Here is a 14,491-nt window from a genome sequence, read left to right as displayed (position 1 = left end):
TTGCGCTTCTTCGTCATCGGTTCCAGCCACCTCCGGCGTACTCCAGTGCCGATTAGTGCCTGCGCCAGTTGAGCGGCACCAGTTCAATCATTCTAGATCCGCGGCCCGACGGCGAAAGGCGGGGCCACATTGCCGTGACCCCGCCTTTTGGCCGGAACCAGTGACGTTACGGACGCCTGCCGGTGGGTTCCTCGTGGTTCTCGTCGACGGCGATATCTTCCAAAGTCATCGCTTCGTTCCGCTGAGGCCGTTCATGCTTTCTCAGTCGCTTGACCAGGTTGGCGATCATGATGATCAGCACGAATGCCAGCGGGAACGCCCCAATGATGGTTCCGGTCTGTACCGTGCCGATCACCGAAATCCCGCCCAGGGTCAACAAGGCCACGGTGATGGCGGCAATGCTGACCACCAGGATGACGCGGAAGCCCCGGCTGGGAGTCTTGGATGAGGCCACGAACCCGGAGAGGGCGTGCACCCCGGAATCCAGCGAGGTGATGTAATACGTGGCGACCAGGATAGTGGCCACGACCAGCAGCACCGTCCCGACAACGGGAACGTAGTCGAGCATCGCGAACAGACCGCTCTCGGTACTTTCCGCGACCTCTCCTGAGATCGCGCCGTCGTCGTTGTTGTCATAGTAAAGGGCGGCGCCGCCCAGAATGCCGATCCAGACCATCACGATGACGGAGGGAACCACGGTCACGCCGAGCACGAATTCCTTGATCGTCCTGCCTTTGGATATCCGCGCGATGAAGGGTCCGACGAACGCGGAGAATGCGATCACCCAGCACCAGATGAAGACGGTCCACCAGCCGTTCCAGCTGTCTTCCCAGCTGCTGATTCCTTGTGCGGCGACGCCGGATTCGGCCCACAGACTCATGGAGATGAAGTTCTGGCCGAAGACGCCGAAGGTCTGCAGGAGTGTGGAGGCCAGGTAGACGATCGGTCCGAAGACGAAGACCGCCACGACGAGGACGATGCTCAGGATGGAGTTGATCTCGCTGATGCGCTTCATGCCCTTGCTGATTCCGAAGTAGACGGACACGGCAGCGAGGGCCGCGAAAGCTACGACGACGGCGATCCACACCGGCATGCTGGCCTCGATGCCGGTAAAGGAAGTCAGACCTGACGTGAATTGCAGCGTGGCGAAGCCGAATGACGTCGCGAGGCCAAGTACGCAGGCCAGGATAGCGAGCAATTCGACGACGACGCCGATTGCCCGGCGGGACTTCAGCGGAAAGAAGTCGACAACGGCGTCACGGAACGTCAGCTTCTTGCCGAGGTTGAAGTGTGAGTAGGCCAGGCAGATCGCAACGATGCAATACATTGCCCATGCAGTCAGACCCCAGTGGAAATAGGACCAGGCCATCGCCCCATCTTGGACGTCAACGGCAGCACCGCTGAACAGCGGGCTCTCCTCCTTGAGCATGATCGGTTCGGCGACGGACCAAAAGATCAAGCCGATACCTTGTCCGCAGGCAAAGAGCATCGAGTACCAGGCGAACTTGCTGTAATCCGGCTTCGCGCCCGGACCGCCCAAGCGGGTGCGTCCGAACCGGCCGAATGCCAGCCATCCGCAGACACCCAGGGCAAGGATTGAATACAGCACGAAGAACCAGGTGAAGTATTCGGTGACAAAGGTACGGGCGACGCCGATGGCATCGGCCGCCGCATCTGGAACGGCAACCGCAAAAGCCAGGATAGCGACGACGAAGACCACGGACAGCCATTTGATGATGCCGTCGTCGAACATGCGGCGTTTTGCTTCCTTGGGAGTTTCCACGCCCGCTTCGTCAACCGGCGGTCGATCGGTCTTGGGTACTACAACTTCTGCTTGCATCGGTTCTTGATTTTCGATCATCGTTGATCACATCCTGAATTCATTCTGGAGCGCTTCGGCCATGCCGGCGGACGCCCGTTTAAGTAGGATTTCGCCTTTTTCCGCCGTGGCGTTGGCGGCGGACGACAGGCAACCGGAGTCCGGGGTGAGCTCAGGCCGCACAGGCAAAACGTCGTAGTTGGGGAGGGTAGCGGGCGGAATATCATCGACCCGGCTCATGTCGACCATGCCGGGGTAAAGGTGCAGCATCAAGGAGGTCTCGAGCACTCCGCCATGCTCGAGGTCCCATCCGGTGAAGCCTTCCGGATACAGCTCTGAGATTGTGGCGTCGTCGACGAAATCCCAGTAGGAAAGCAGGACTACTTTCATGTCCTCAACCCCGCTCTTTTTGAGTTCCCTGATGGCGAGGTCGACGCCCTCATACAGAAATTGGTAGTTCTCGAAGTGACCATTGACGAAACCGATTCTGCGGACGCCATGGTCGGCAAACTCCAGTGTGAGCGACTTGGCGATGTCGATGATCGTGGCGCCGTCCAGGCTCGTTGTACCGGTCAGGTGGCTCCCTCCACCGGAACGCTGCTGGGATTTATAGCCATAAACAATAGGAGCGGCGACGACGGCGGAAATCTCCTGGGCTACCGCCCCTGCCATCGTCCGCGACAGCAGCACGTCGACGTTCATGGGCATGTGCGGCCCATGCTGTTCAATTGCTCCTGCAGGGATGAGGACCATGCCCTCATCCGCAATCTTTTCCCGGTAAGTGAAGGCGTCGAGCTCTTCCATGTACACGCTGTTGCGAAGCATTCCTGCGATTCTCCATATCCTGGGCCGGCAGCTATCCGATGAAGCACTGTTGCGGCAATGCCTGCAGGCCTCGAGTGAGAGGTTTACGGCGGCGCTGCCCGGAAAAGGACAGCGCCGCCGCTGTTGCTGATTTCTTAGGCCTCGATGATGTTGTGTTCGGGGCCGAACGGGAATTTGGTGATGTTTTCGGAGCCGGTTTCGTCGACGACGAGGATGTCGTGTTCGCGGTATCCGCCGGCGCCTGGCTGACCGTCCATAACCGTAATCATCGGTTCCATGGACACGACCATGCCCGGCTCCAGAACTGTGTCGATGTCTTCGCGCAGTTCCAGCCCGGCTTCACGGCCGTAGTAGTGGCTGAGGACGCCGAAGGAGTGTCCGTAGCCGAAGGTGCGGTTGGCCAGCAGCCCGTGGTCAACGTAGATTTCGTTCAGCTCGGCGGCGATGTCCTTGCAGACGGCTCCGGGCTTGATCAGTTCCAGTCCACGGCGGTGGACCTCGACGTTGACGTTCCACAGCTCCAGTGAGCGTTCGTCCGGCTGGCCAAGGAACAGTGTGCGCTCCAGGGCGGTGTAGTAGCCCGAGGTCATCGGGAAACAGTTCAGCGACAGGATGTCTCCGCGCTGAAGTTTACGCGTGGTGGCCCAGTTGTGTGCGCCGTCGGTGTTAATGCCGGACTGGAACCAGACCCAGGTGTCCCGGATCTCGCTGTCCGGGAAGGTGCGGGCGATCTCGTGGACCATGGCTTCGGTGCCGATCAGTGCCACTTCGTATTCGCTGATGCCTTCGCGGATCGCAGCCTTGATGGCTTCGCCGCCTAGATCGCCAATGCGCGCGCCATGCTTGATGACGGCGATTTCCTCGGCGGACTTGACCATCCGCTGGCGCATGGCCGCCTGTGCGACGTCGACCAGCTCCGCGCCTTCGAAGGCGGCCTGGAGCTTGTTCCGGTTATCCAGCGGGAGGCTGTCGTCCTCGACGCCCAGCCGGCGTACGGTTACTCCGCGCTGGCGCAGTGCTTCCTGGATGCCGTGGATGTAGTTGTCCCGGCGCCAGTCGGTGTAGACGATGTTTTCGCCGTAGCTGCGGCGCCACGGCATGCCGGCGTCGATATTGGCGGTTACCGTGACGGTGTCTTCGTCGGTAACAACCATGGCGTAGGAGCGGCCGAAGGTGGTGAACAAGAAATCAGAGTAGTACTTGATGCTCTGATACGACGTCAGGACAACAGCGTCCAGCTGCTTTTCGGCCATGATGCGGCGCAGTCCTGAAAGCCGGCGTTCGAATTCGGCATCGGAAAACGTCAGCGTCTCCTTGGCTCCATTGTGCAGAACCTTCAAACGCTCCAATTCTGAAACGCTGGTCATTCTTTCGTCCACTGCGGTCATGTCGGGACCCTTCCTTGTCTGTTGAGTGACTTCCCTGCTGATACTCCGGTACGAGCGGGAAAACTGTGTCGGTTGCATTGAACGCAACTCGGTTGCATCAGCCTATGGGTGATGCTGGTCACTGTCAATAAGTGGTTTTGGGAGGACGGGTTACGCCGTCGAGCCAGGTCGAAGAAACTTAGTATGAGCTGTTGACAGTGACCCTGACCACATTTACGGTTGATGCAACTCAGTTGCGGCGAGTGCAACAACGGCGAAGATGGGCAAACATGATTGACGAGACCAGTTCCGTAACGGCAATGAAGGACCAGCCAGAACAAATGCGCACCGAAGATGTCGATTCGAAGACACGGCGACGGGTCGTTGCCGCAAGCTTTATCGGCAATTTCGTGGAATGGTTCGACTACGCCGTCTACGGCTACCTGGCGGCAACTATCGCCGTCGTCTTCTTCCCTGAATCTGCGGGCGAGACGGCGCTGTTGGCGACCTTCGGACTGTTTGCCGTTTCCTTCGTCGTCCGCCCAATCGGCGGATTTGTCTGGGGACACATTGGCGACAAGGTCGGCCGGCGGACGGCGCTGTCCCTTTCGATCCTGATCATGTCGCTGTCGACTTTTGCGATCGGTCTGCTGCCGAGTTACCAAGCGGTCGGACTGCTTTCTCCACTCCTGCTTCTGTTCGTGCGCATCGTGCAGGGGTTCTCAGCAGCCGGCGAGTATGCCGGAGCATCCGCCTTCCTGGTCGAGTATGCCCCCAAAAACCGGCGCGGACTCTTTGCCGCAGTCGTGCCGGCCAGCACAGCGACCGGTTTGCTGTTCGGCTCATTGATGGCCGGACTGCTGTATGGAGTCCTGTCCACGGATCAGATGGAGAGCTGGGGGTGGCGGCTTCCGTTCTTCCTCGCTGCACCGATGGGAATCATCGGCCGTTACATCCGGACCAGGCTCGAAGACACGCCGGCCTTCCGCAATCTGGCCGACGACGAAGAAGTTGTTGCGTCTCCGGTCCGGACGATGTTCAGGGACCATTGGCGCACATTGCTCATCGCCGTCGGAGCCGTGCTGCTGAACGCCGTCGGATTCTATGTCCTGCTCAGTTATATGCCGACATACTTGTCGGAGGAGCTCGGGTTTAGCAAGACGGAGTCATTCCTTGCGACCACTTTCGCGCTGGTCGCGTACATCGGTTTCATCTTCGTCGCAGGACTGGCTTCAGACATCTTCGGCAGGAAGAAGCTGCTTGTCAGTGCGTCCGTACTGTTCATTGTTTTCACCATTCCCGCATTCATGCTGCTCGACACCGGCAGCTTCCTGGTTGTCATCCTGGTGCAGATCGCTTTGGGCGGCATGTTGACGCTCAACGACGGAACGCTTCCCAGCTTCCTGGCGGAAATGTTCCCCACCCGGATCCGGTACAGCGGATTTGCCGTCAGCTTCAACTTGTCCAACGCCCTCTTTGGCGGTACCGCTCCCTTCATGGCGACGCTGCTCATCGGAATGCTTGGCACCAGCCTCGCCCCGGGCTGGTACCTCATGGCGGCGGCCGCGATAGCACTCAGCGCAGTGCTGTGTGCTCGTGAAACTTCCCGGGAGCCACTGCGTGAGAAATAATCAACAACGGCCCAGGCCCGACGCCGGTGATAACCGTGTGTGCCTGGAGCGCCCGGCTACGATGAAGCTATTATGAGCGCAAATACCGACACAGAGGGCAACTCCGGGGGCGACAGCCGTGGGGCGTCCGTCATCCAAAACACGATTGCGATACTGCGCTGCTTCAGCCCCGAGACACCGCTGCTTGGGGTCACCGAGATAGCGCCCAAGGTTGGGTTGCACAAGAGTACGGTGTCACGGATCCTGGCGTCGCTGGACCGCGAAAACATCGTCGAGCGGGATCCGACCCGACGTTACCGTTTGGGCTTGGGAATCATCGCCCTGGCAGGCCCGTTGCTCGCCGATATGGACGTGCGCCGAGCAGCATATCCGGTCCTGCAGGAACTGACCGAGCACAGTGGCGAGACAAGTGCATTATTGGTCTGGAATGGATCAGAAGCTATCTCGGTGGAACAGGTGCCGAGCAGGCACGAGGTGAAGCACACCTCCAATCTGGGGGCCAGGTACAACACTGCGTTGAGTTCCTCCGTGCAGGTGTTCCTGGCGGCGGACGGCCAGCAGCAGGCCAAGGCGCTTCTCGAGAGCGGCACCATCGCGGGCCTGCCGGAAAGAACGGGGGCGCGGGCGGATTATCTGGTGCGGTTGCAGGAGGTCGCCAAGCGCGGCTACGCCGTCAATTATGGCGAGACGTCGCCGCAGGAAGTCGGCGTTGCGGCCCCCGTCTACGACCACCGCGGCTCTACCGTTGCAGCTGTCATGACTCCGGCGCCGAAGTTCCGGGTCTCAGAGGACGATCTGGAGGAGCTTGGCCGTTCCTGTATCCAGGCCGCCCGGCAAGTCACGCTTCGTCTTGGCGGTAAGCCAAGCTAATACGACAAGGGACGGTGCCATGCTGGAGAAAGCGCACGAAAACAAGTTTCCGTATCGACTGCACGGTGGGAATGGTCCTGTAGAAATGCAGTGGCACTTTCTGGATAAATCCCAGTTGCCGGTGGCTGTCCAGACATGGGTACTGCCTCCCGGCGGCAGCGAAGGTATGCATGCCCACCTGGCCGACCAGAATCCGCTGGAGGAAATGTACCTTGTCCTGGAAGGGGCCGGGTCCATGCGCGTCGGCGACGACGTCTATGAAATCGGACCGGGGGATTCCGTGCTGGCATCCGAAGGCGTGGAACATGACCTGCGCAATACCGGCGCCGATCCGCTCAAGGTACTGGTGATCTGGGGAAAACCTGGCGAAGCGGACTGGTCCGGGTTTGGCTCAGCCAAGGCTGCCCGGGCACATCGCGCTACGTAAATCACCGCGGCACCTGATTGGCCGGGCGTCGAGATCGAGGGCAGCCGGCTGAAATCCCAAAATGGTATAATTTCGGTATGACGAAGCAAATTACTGTGCGGCTTCCCGATGACATAGTTGACTTCATCGACCGTACGGTTGAAGAGGGTGGAGTGGCGAGCCGGGCGGCGGTCGTCTCAAAGGCCCTTGAACGGGAGCGGCGCAGGGAGCGTGCCGCCCATGATGCACGCATCCTGGCGGAGGCGCCATCTGACGATGACCTTCATGCCGTTTCCCAATATGCTGCGACCTTGCCTATCGAACTTGCCTGATGCGGCCTATTCATATCGCGCAACTGGACAAGGCACGCCCAGTGCTCATCTTGACCCGTGAACTCGTCCGACCTCACATGAATCGGGTAACCGTCGCTCCTATTACGAGCACTATCCGGGGGTTGTCGACCGAGGTCCCAGTAGGTCTTCCGAATGGACTGGAACAGGGGTCAGTCGTCAGTTGCGACAACATTGTCACGGTTCCCAAGGACGTCATCGGTCGTCAGATCGGCTTCCTGCTGCCTCCTCAGGAGGCGATCCTCAGCGACGCCATTCAAGCTGCGTTTGACCTTGAGTAGGTAACGCGGAATGGCTGGACTTTCACCAACATATCGCTGAGGCTGGAAGTTTTGTGGGGTTGTTAAAGCACAGTGCGGATGGAGCGTTCAAAGTCGAGGACGTGGTTATAGGCCAGTTCCGCTGCCTGGTCGGCGTCGCCGTCGGCAATTGCATGCAATAGCCGGATGTGTTCGGTGATGTGCTCCGAAACATGCGGGAGTTTGTTCAGTACGAGGAACCAGATCCGCACCGCGAGGTTGTCGTAGCGGATCAGCACATCTTCGAGGTGCTCGTTGCCGGCGGAGCGGTACACGGCGCGGTGCACCATGATGTCGAAGCGCATCAGCGTCCGCGGATCAACGTCGGCGGCGTCCAGTTCGGCAATCGACCCGGCCAGTTCGCGGAGCTCCGCGCGGGCCTCGAAGGTCGCGGCTTCGGCGGCGCGGCGTGCGGCCAGCGGCTCCAGGGATTGCCGGATGTCGGAGATCTGGGCGAGTTCGGTGATGTCCACCATGGTGGCGAAAGTGCCGCGCCGTGGATACGAAACCACCAGATGGTCGTTCTCGAGCCGCTTGAGGGCTTCCCGCAGTGGTGTCCGTCCTACTTCGAGTTCGACAGCAAGTTTGCCCTCGTTGATGGGATCGCCGGGCCGGATTTCGAGCGTGATGAGTTTATCGCGGACCTGGCGGTAGGCCCTTTCGGCCATGGAAAGGCCGGCGTTATGGGTGTCCATCAGATCGGGCATGGTGTTCATCGGGATGGCGATCCCCTTCCGCCTGCAGTTTTTTTCGAAGGCTGTTGACTCTCTGTGAGCTACAGCATATCGTAATCACCAGTACTGATATATCAGTTTCGTATTACCGAATACTTCAACCCAAGGGGACCGTATGGATACCGCCCTGCAGACCGAACCCACATTCCTGGACGATACGTCCGATTCAGTCCTGGACCAGCCGCTTTCGGAAGCCGATCCGGAAGTCAGCGCCGCCATCGACAATGAACTGCACCGGCAGCAGTCGACGCTGGAAATGATCGCTTCCGAGAACTTCGCCCCCCCCGCCGTAATGGCAGCACAGGGCTCGGTTCTGACCAACAAGTACGCCGAAGGGTATCCGGGCCGTCGGTACTATGGCGGCTGCGAACACGTTGATGTGGTCGAGCAGCTCGCTATTGACCGGATCAAGGAGCTCTTTGGTGCCGAAGCGGCGAATGTGCAGCCGCACTCCGGCGCACAGGCCAACGCAGCGGCCATGTTCGCGTTGCTCAGCCCGGGGGACACCATCCTTGGACTGGACCTGGCCCATGGCGGCCACCTGACGCACGGCATGCGGATCAACTTTTCCGGCAAGCTCTACAACGTGGTTCCCTACCACGTGAACGACGGCGACTACCGGGTGGATATGGCGGAGGTCGAGCGGCTCGCGCAAGAGCACCGCCCGCGGATGATCATCGCCGGCTGGTCCGCCTACTCGCGCCAACTCGACTTTGCGGAGTTCCGCCGGATTGCCGACGACGTCGGTGCTTACCTGATGGTGGACATGGCCCACTTCGCCGGTCTGGTGGCGGCTGGCCTGCACCCAAGCCCGGTGCCGTATGCCGACGTCGTCACAACCACTACGCACAAGACGCTGGGTGGACCCCGCGGCGGCGTCATCCTCAGCAAGGCCGAGCACGCCAAGAAGATCAACAGCGCAGTCTTCCCCGGTCAGCAGGGTGGACCGCTGGAACACGTCATTGCCGCCAAAGCGGTCGCGTTCAAGATTGCCGCTTCGCAAGGGTTCCGGGAGCGGCAGCAGCGGACCCTCGAAGGTGCCGGGATCCTGGCCGACCGGCTGTCCGCGCCGGATGTCGCGCAGGCCGGGATCAGCGTCCTGTCCGGCGGCACCGACGTTCACCTGGTTCTGGTCGACCTGCGGAATTCACAACTGAACGGAAAGCAGGGCGAGGACCTGCTGCACCGGATCGGCATCACGGTCAACCGCAATTCGATCCCGTTCGACCCGCGCCCGCCGATGATCTCCTCCGGTCTGCGCATCGGCACACCGGCGCTGGCCACCCGCGGTCTGGGCGCGGCGGACTTCGCCGAGGTCGCCGACATCATCGCCACTGCGCTCTGCGCTGCCGCCGCGGCCGCCGAACGCGCCGTCGAATCCGTGCCTGCCGCCGTCGATGGTTCATCTGCACAGGGTTCCGCCCCGCAGGACGCGGACCTGGACGGCGCAGCCCTGCTCGACGACAGCGTGCTGGACGAATTGCGCGGACGCGTCGAACAGCTCGCCAACCAGTTCCCGCTGTACCAGAACGGAGCCACCCGATGAGCACCAGGACCGCCGAACACGATTCACTCGGCGACCACAAGGAATTCCTGTGGCGCAACGCCGAGCCCAAGTCCTCCTACGACGCCGTCATCATCGGTGGCGGAGGACACGGACTGGCCACGGCCTACTACCTGGCCAAGAACCACGGCATGACCAATATCGCCATCCTGGAACGCGGCTGGCTCGCGGGCGGGAACATGGCCCGCAACACCACCATCATCCGTTCCAACTACCTTTGGGACGAAAGCTCGGCGATCTACGAGCACTCGCTCAAGCTGTGGGAAGGGCTGCCGGAGGAACTGGACTACGACTTCCTGTTCAGCCAGCGCGGTGTCCTTAACCTCGCGCACACCATGCAGGAAGTCCGGGACAGCAACCGCCGGGTCTACGCCAACCAGCTCAACGGCGTCGACGCATTCTGGGTCGAGCCGGACGAGATCAAGGAACTGTGTCCGGTGCTGAACACCTCGGACAACATCCGCTACCCGGTGATGGGCGCCACCTGGCAGCCGCGGGCCGGCATCGCCAAGCACGACCACGTCGCCTGGGCCTTCGCACGGGCCTGCGATGCGATGGGTGTGGACATCATCCAGGGCTGCGAGGTCACCGGGTTCATCAAGGACGGCAACCGGGTCACCGGCGTCGAAACCAACCTGGGCCGGATCAACGCCGGTTCGGTCGGAATGGCCGCCGCCGGACGAAGCTCGCTGCTGGCGGAAATGGCCGGCTTCCGGCTGCCGATCCAGTCGCACCCGCTGCAGGCCCTGGTTTCGGAACTGCACGAACCGGTCCATCCCACCGTCGTGATGTCGAACCACGTTCACGTCTACGTATCCCAGGCGCACAAGGGCGAATTGGTGATGGGCGCCGGCGTCGACGCCTACAACGGTTATGGCCAGCGGGGCTCCTTCCACAAGATCGAGGAACAGATGGCTGCCGCCGTCGAACTTTTCCCGATTTTCGCCCGGGCGCACGTGCTGCGGACCTGGGGCGGGACCGTGGACGTCACCCTGGACGCGTCCCCCATTGTCAGCACGACGCCGGTGGACAACCTGTACGTGAACTGCGGCTGGGGCACAGGTGGCTTCAAGGGAACGCCGGCGGCCGGCTACACCTTCGCGCACACCATTGCCACCGGCGAAGCGCATGAACTGAACAAACCATTCGCCCTGGACCGCTTTGTCAGCGGTGCATTGATCGACGAGCACGGCGCCGCGGCCGTGGCGCACTGAGAGGACAGCATGCTGCTCATTGAATGCCCCTACTGCGGGCCACGCAACGAGACCGAATACACCTACGGCGGCGAGGCGCATGTGCCGTACCCGGAAAATCCGGACGAGCTGTCCGACCATGAATGGGCCGAGTTCCTGTTCTACCGGGCGAATCCACTTGGCCGCTTCGCCGAGCGCTGGATGCACGGCGTCGGCTGCCGCCGCTGGTTCAACGCGATCCGCGACACCGGCAGTTACAAGGTGCTCGCCACCTATCCGATGGGCGCCACACCCCCGGAAATTCCCACCAACACCACGGCTGCAGCAATTGGAGGAAAGTCATGAGCACCCCGACACAGCGCTTGTCCGACGGCGGCCGGATCGACCGGAGCACGACGGTCCGGTTGAGCGTGGATGGCCGCGAACTGACGGCGCATCCGGGCGACACCGTGGCTTCGGCACTGCTGGCCGCGGGCCGGATCGATGCCGGCCCGTCCCTGTACCTGAAGCGGCCCCGCGGCATCTTCTCCGCCGGCGTCGAAGAGCCCAACGCCTTGATCCGGGTTGCCGCTGCTGGCAGTGGCGTTGCCGAATCGATGCTGCAGTCCACCATGGTGCCGGCGATCGAGGGGCTGGAAGCAGAGCTGCTGTCCGGGCTGGGACGCCTGGATCCGGCCGACGACAACGCCATCTACGACAAGAAGTATGTGCACACGGACGTGCTGGTGGTTGGCGCCGGCCCGGCGGGGTTGGCCGCCACGCGGGATGCCGCCGCCACCGGTGCGCGGGTCATCCTGATCGATGACCAGCCGGAGCTGGGCGGTTCGCTGCTCTCGACCCCGGGTGAGCGGATCGATGGACAACCGGCACTCGAGTGGGTCGCCTCCGCGCGGGCTGAACTCGAAGCGGCCGAAGAGTGCACCATCCTGCAGCGGACCAGCGCCTTTGGCAGCTACGACGACAACTTCATGCTCGCCCTCGAACACCGCACCGACCACCTGGGTGACGCGGCCCCGGCCGGTGTTTCCCGCCAGCGGGTTTGGCACATCCGGGCCGGCCAGGTTGTCATCGCCACCGGTGCGCATGAGCGCCCGCTGGTGTTCGCGAACAACGACCGGCCGGGCATCATGCTCGCCTCCGCGGTGCGCAGTTACCTGAATCGTTACGCCGTTGCGGCCGGTTCCCGGGTCGTCGTCGCCACCACCAATGACAGTGCCTACGACGTCGTCACCGAGCTGGCCGCCGCCGGCGTCGAAGTGGCTGCGGTAGTGGATGCACGGCAGGACCTGTCGGCCAAGGCAGCGGAGACGGCGCAATCCATCGACGGCTTGCGGATCATCACCGGCAGTGCGGTCATCGACACGTCCGCAGAGGCCGGTGGCGCCAGTGACGGTTCCACCGACAACGGTGGCCGGATCACCTCCGTGACCATCAGCGCGATTAGCGACGACGACGCCCTCACCGGCACTCCAGAGAGCATCGACTGCGACCTGCTCGCGGTGTCCGGCGGCTGGAGCCCGGTCGTCCATCTGCACAGCCAGCGTCAGGGCAAGCTCCGCTTCGACGACACGCTGGTCGGATTCGTCCCCGCGGATACAGTGGAAGACCAGCAGGTTGTAGGCTCGGCCCGCGGCAACTACGAACTGGCAGCGTGCATTGGCGAAGGCGCCATGGCCGGTGCCGGAGCCGCCGCGCTGACCGGTTTCGGCAACTCTGCGCTGCCGGTCCTGTCCGATTCCGCCGCCGGTGCCGCACCTACCCGGGCGCTGTGGCTGACCCCGGCCGCGGAAGGCGAGCCGGTCGACTGGAACACGCACTTCGTCGACCTGCAGCGTGACTCGACGGTCGCCGATGTCCTCCGTGCCACCGGCGCGGGCATGCGCAGCGTGGAACTCGTCAAGCGCTACACCTCGCTGAGCACCGCCAACGACCAGGGCAAGACGTCGGCGGTGAACGCGATCGGCGTGATCGCCGAGGCGCTGGAGGGCAAGGGGCCAGGCGAAGTCGGCACGACGACGTTCCGCGCACCCTACGTGCCCGTCGCCTTCGCGGCGCTCGCCGGACGGGAACGCGGAAAGCTTTTCGACGCTGCCCGGCTCACCTCGATCCACCCCTGGCACGTTGCCAACGGTGCGGAATTCGAGGACGTCGGACAGTGGAAGCGGCCCTGGTACTTCCCGCAGGAAGGCGAAGACATGGACGCCGCGGTGGAACGCGAATGCCGCGCCGCCCGCGAAGGAGTCGGCTTCCAGGACGCGACCACGCTCGGCAAGATCGAAATCTGGGGCGCCGACGCCGGCGAATTCCTCAACCGTATCTACACCAACGCGTTCAAGAAACTGCCCGCGGGCAAGGGCCGCTACGGGCTCATGTGCACCCCGGACGGAATGATTTTCGACGACGGCGTGACCTTGCGGATCGACGAGAACCGGTACTTCATGACCACCACCACCGGCGGTGCCGCCAAGGTTCTGGAGTGGCTGGAGGAATGGTCCCAGACCGAGTGGCCGGAGCTGGACGTGAAGTGCACATCGGTGACCGAACAGTGGAGCACAGTCGCCGTCGTCGGGCCTAAATCCCGTGATGTGATTGCCAAAATGGCTCCGGACTTGGACGTCTCGCAGGAGGCCTTCGAGTTTATGGAATTCCGCCAGACCACACTCGCCTCCGGCATTCCGGCGCGGATCTGCAGGATCTCCTTCTCGGGTGAACTGGCCTTCGAGATCAACGTCGAGTCCTGGTACGGGCTCAGTGTCTGGGAGCAGGTCGCCGAAGCCGGGGCGGAATTCAACATCACCCCGTACGGCACCGAAACCATGCACGTGCTGCGCGCGGAGAAGGGCTTCATCATCTCCGGGCAGGACACGGACGGGACGGTCACGCCGCAGGATGCGGGGATGGAATGGGTGATCTCCAAGCGCAAGGAGTTCATTGGCAAGCGTTCCTACACGCGGCTGGACCACTCGCGGGTGGACCGAAAGGTGCTGGTCGGACTGCTGCCGGTGGATAAGACGTTCCGGTTGCCCGAAGGCGCGCAGATCGTCGAGCAGGGAACACCGATCACTCCGGAGGACGGGCCGGTGCCGATGGTCGGACACGTGACCTCCAGCTACTACAGTCCGGCGATGGGCAGGTCGTTCGCGCTGGCGCTGATTAAGGGCGGACGCGAGCGGATTGGCCAGACTTTGGTCGCTCCGCTGCAGGGAAGGTTGATCGAAGTCGAAGTGACGGACACCGTTATGTATGACCGGGAAGGAAGTAAGCGGGATGGTTAGTACGGCATTGGAATACGGAACCGGACACGAGCAGCAGGGAAGGGGCGGGATGTCCCGGCCGGGCGCACCGGGAGCCGGCGAGGCTGAGGCTGCTTCTGAAACGGGAGCGTCGACGGCGGCTCCGTCGTCGGGCGGACCGGCCGCGGGCGGACTGGCGG

At 62.4% G+C, this 14,491-nt stretch carries 13 protein-coding genes; 9 read left to right on the top strand and 4 right to left on the bottom strand.

Going from position 1 to position 14,491, the window contains the following annotated elements; all coding sequences use genetic code 11:
- Positions 1-166: 166 nt before the first annotated feature.
- The 3 genes from Y707_RS23640 to Y707_RS0105155 form a co-directional block, all read right to left on the bottom strand.
- Positions 167-1,861, bottom strand: coding sequence for a BCCT family transporter (locus tag Y707_RS23640; protein ID WP_253905065.1), 1,695 nt, complete (start codon positions 1,859-1,861; stop codon positions 167-169).
- Between the two features lie 6 nt (positions 1,862-1,867).
- The gene (locus tag Y707_RS0105160; RefSeq protein WP_026534283.1) at positions 1,868-2,644 is read right to left on the bottom strand and encodes a creatininase; all 777 of its coding nucleotides are present in this window, start codon (positions 2,642-2,644) and stop codon (positions 1,868-1,870) included.
- Between the two features lie 134 nt (positions 2,645-2,778).
- A complete protein-coding gene (locus Y707_RS0105155; RefSeq protein WP_026534282.1) occupies positions 2,779-4,032 on the bottom strand; it encodes a M24 family metallopeptidase in 1,254 nt (417 codons plus the stop codon).
- A gap of 299 nt (positions 4,033-4,331) precedes the next feature.
- Between Y707_RS0105155 and Y707_RS23635 the strand changes: the two genes are divergently transcribed.
- The 5 genes from Y707_RS23635 (at position 4,332) to Y707_RS0105130 (ending at position 7,549) form a co-directional block, all read left to right on the top strand.
- Positions 4,332-5,642 (top strand): MFS transporter, encoded by a 1,311-nt coding sequence (locus Y707_RS23635; protein WP_051441673.1) that lies wholly within the window; start codon positions 4,332-4,334, stop codon positions 5,640-5,642.
- A 72-nt stretch (positions 5,643-5,714) separates the two neighbouring features.
- Positions 5,715-6,512, top strand: a complete 798-nt coding sequence (locus Y707_RS0105145; protein WP_026534281.1) for an IclR family transcriptional regulator — start codon at positions 5,715-5,717, stop codon at positions 6,510-6,512.
- 85 nt (positions 6,513-6,597) lie between these two features.
- A complete protein-coding gene (locus Y707_RS0105140; protein WP_253905064.1) occupies positions 6,598-6,939 on the top strand; it encodes a cupin domain-containing protein in 342 nt (113 codons plus the stop codon).
- Between the two features lie 77 nt (positions 6,940-7,016).
- On the top strand, positions 7,017-7,250 hold the full coding sequence (locus Y707_RS0105135) for a ribbon-helix-helix domain-containing protein (RefSeq protein WP_026534279.1): 234 nt from the start codon (positions 7,017-7,019) through the stop codon (positions 7,248-7,250).
- The gene (locus Y707_RS0105130) at positions 7,250-7,549 is read left to right on the top strand and encodes a type II toxin-antitoxin system PemK/MazF family toxin (protein WP_026534278.1); all 300 of its coding nucleotides are present in this window, start codon (positions 7,250-7,252) and stop codon (positions 7,547-7,549) included. The genes Y707_RS0105135 and Y707_RS0105130 overlap by 1 nt, the downstream gene beginning before the upstream one ends.
- A 62-nt stretch (positions 7,550-7,611) precedes the next feature.
- Here Y707_RS0105130 and Y707_RS0105125 read toward each other — a convergent pair whose 3' ends face one another.
- Entirely contained in the window at positions 7,612-8,283 is a 672-nt protein-coding gene (locus Y707_RS0105125) for a GntR family transcriptional regulator (RefSeq protein ID WP_026534277.1), read from the bottom strand.
- 133 nt (positions 8,284-8,416) lie between these two features.
- On the opposite strand from Y707_RS0105125, the gene glyA reads away from it, so the two are divergent.
- Genes glyA through Y707_RS0105105 form a run of 4 tightly spaced genes read left to right on the top strand, consistent with a single transcriptional unit; the run spans position 8,417 to position 14,333 of the window.
- Positions 8,417-9,847, top strand: a complete 1,431-nt coding sequence (gene glyA / locus Y707_RS0105120; protein ID WP_051441666.1) for a serine hydroxymethyltransferase — start codon at positions 8,417-8,419, stop codon at positions 9,845-9,847.
- A complete protein-coding gene (locus Y707_RS0105115; protein ID WP_026534275.1) occupies positions 9,844-11,079 on the top strand; it encodes a sarcosine oxidase subunit beta family protein in 1,236 nt (411 codons plus the stop codon). Before glyA ends, Y707_RS0105115 begins: the two co-directional genes overlap by 4 nt.
- Before the next feature lie 9 nt (positions 11,080-11,088).
- The gene (locus tag Y707_RS0105110) at positions 11,089-11,403 is read left to right on the top strand and encodes a sarcosine oxidase subunit delta (RefSeq protein WP_026534274.1); all 315 of its coding nucleotides are present in this window, start codon (positions 11,089-11,091) and stop codon (positions 11,401-11,403) included.
- A complete protein-coding gene (locus tag Y707_RS0105105; protein WP_026534273.1) occupies positions 11,400-14,333 on the top strand; it encodes a sarcosine oxidase subunit alpha family protein in 2,934 nt (977 codons plus the stop codon). The genes Y707_RS0105110 and Y707_RS0105105 overlap by 4 nt, the downstream gene beginning before the upstream one ends.
- The last annotated feature ends 158 nt before the right edge of the window (positions 14,334-14,491 follow it).

The sequence above is a fragment of the Arthrobacter sp. H14 genome, from assembly GCF_000520495.1.
Classification (GTDB): Bacteria; Actinomycetota; Actinomycetes; order Actinomycetales; family Micrococcaceae; genus Arthrobacter_C.
This window is presented reverse-complemented; position numbering and strand designations above follow the sequence as displayed.